General features: G+C 64.0%; 1 protein-coding gene. It reads left to right on the top strand.

Annotated elements, in window-relative coordinates:
- Positions 1-506: 506 nt before the first annotated feature.
- A complete protein-coding gene (locus WCB02_RS14280) occupies positions 507-2,150 on the top strand; it encodes a hypothetical protein (RefSeq protein ID WP_423958867.1) in 1,644 nt (547 codons plus the stop codon).
- The last annotated feature ends 21 nt before the right edge of the window (positions 2,151-2,171 follow it).

Genomic DNA, 2,171 nt, shown 5'->3' with positions numbered 1-2,171 from the left:
GGATATTTCAAATGAAAACTCAAGTACTTAGACTTTAGTCGGCAGGCTTTGCGCGAGCGCGGGCCCAGGGCCAGGACAGCTGCCGGTTCAAATCGCTGTGCGAGCCCCCGGGCGCATCAACCAAAGGCGATCTGGCGCGACCAATGCGAAGGAGGTCCGATCGATCCGGCAGGCTCGCCCGAACGCTGCGACGGAACCAGACCGGGCACGAAGCGACAGAACGGTCGTTTGGCAAACAACAAGATGATCCCCTTCCGGACGCGACCTCGCGGCAAACACCCCACGGCGCATAAAGCAACGATGCATAAACAATATGGCGAGTTCGTCCGGCTAACGGCTCGAATTGCACGCCGCTCAGGTTGTGCGACCGCGGCGATGCATCTAGCTTCGCAAGCGGGCCGGATTTCCGATGTTCACAGCCAACAGATTTTCCGCGACGCGGCCGTCGAGGCCTGCGCCGCCCCTGCGGCTTTCCTTCAAAAGCCGCCACACCAGGAGACGACTGCATGTCCACCTCTCTATCCCCGAAACTCGCGGAATCGACCGCCGTCAACGAGGCCGTCAAGGCGCGGATGGCGCCAAAGCAGGCCGCGCAGGCCGCGCCCGTCGACATCACCGCCAATCCCGTCGCCAAGATCGTCTTCAACCCGGAAGCCGCACCGGAGGAGCGCAGCCGCCAGGTCGGCGCCCTGCTGTCGCCTGATCTCGCCGAGGAGTGCAAGGCATCGATCAGGCAGCTCGAGGCCTACAAGGAATATCTCGCCCAGCAGCGCACGCTGATGCAGCGCAAACTGATCGAGCTGTCCTCGACCACCGTGTTCGCCAAGATGAAGCAGACCTTCGCGGACATGAATAAGGGCGTGCTCGACTTCCGCGAGATGATCCACCCGCTGGTCGAAAATCTGGATGCGCTCTACACGCTGCGCACCGCCGGCGACAATGTCGTGCTGGATACGTTTGCGGAGATCGAGGACGACCGCAAGCGCGAGGCGGATTGGGACCGCCGGACCTCGGACATCGACTCCGAGGCGCGGCAGATCACCTCCGACAAGGAGGCGCTGGAGCGCGACATCGCCAGGCTGAAGCTGCAGACCGGCCTGTTCGGCGGCATCAAGAAATCCGCGCAGGCCGAGATCGCGGCCAAGGAGCTCCTGATCGCCCAGCGCATCGAGGGCCTGAAGGCCTGCCGCGACAAGGCGCAGGCGATCATTGCGGAAAAGGCCGAGCACGACGCCAAGCACGGCCAATTCAAGGCCGAGAAGGACCAGGTGCGCAAGATGCTCGACATCTCCGGTCCCGAGCACGTCAAGCGGGTCGAAGGCATCATCAAGGCCGCGCTCGACTATATCGACAAGTCGCAGGTCTCGGTTTCGGAGCTGCGCGACGAGCTCGGCGGCATCGAGGGCCAGGCCGACAAGCTGGTCAAGATCAACTCGCAGATGATCACGGTGGTCGCGATCCTCGACAAGGGCATCGACCTCGCCTGCGCGGCCAACAAGGCCAAGGTGCAGGCGCTGTCGACCGGCAAGGACGGCGAGGACACGCTGACGCGGCTGGAGCGCGAGCGCAAGAAGAACGATTTCGAGCGCCACGTCACCGCCCTTCTGGACAGCGGACGCAGCACCAAGAAGACGGTGGCCGACCTGGAAAAGGACGCGGTCGACGCCAACACCTTCCACGATGCGCTCGGCAAGCAGAACGTCAATCTGCGCGAGCTCTCCAGCGACGGCATCGCCAGCGTCGCCACCAGCCTCAACACCACGATCCAGGCGCTCAATAATTCCGCGCTCAACGAGGCCTCGGAGAGCGTGCGCGATTCGATGCGGGCGATGAATGCGGTGACCGACGACGTCGCCAACAAGGAGGTGATCCGCCAGGCGCTGCAGGTCGACGAGGCCTCGAAGCGGATCATGGAGAAGGTCACCTCGATGTCGAACATCGCCGAATCGCTGCAGGCCGCCAACAGACTGCGCGAGGACGGGCTCTCCAACATCCAGAGCCGGCTCGGCGAGCTCAACGATGTCACCGCCACCGTGCGCGCACGGCTGCAGGAGAGCATCGGCATGGACGCCAAGGATTCCGCCGCGCCGGCTGCTGCCAAGGCTGCGAAGCCGGTCGACGACAAGGAAATCACCTTCGGGCAGGTCTGAGCCGCCCCGGCGGACCGGCAC

The sequence above is a fragment of the Bradyrhizobium sp. genome (assembly GCF_049581145.1).
Taxonomy (GTDB): domain Bacteria; phylum Pseudomonadota; class Alphaproteobacteria; order Rhizobiales; family Xanthobacteraceae; genus Bradyrhizobium.
This window is presented reverse-complemented; position numbering and strand designations above follow the sequence as displayed.

Bases quoted from the DNA above. Each gene is read 5' to 3' on its own strand.
- WCB02_RS14280 (WP_423958867.1), top strand. From the start codon at position 507: ATGTCCACCTCTCTATCCCCGAAACTCGCGGAATCGACCGCCGTCAAC.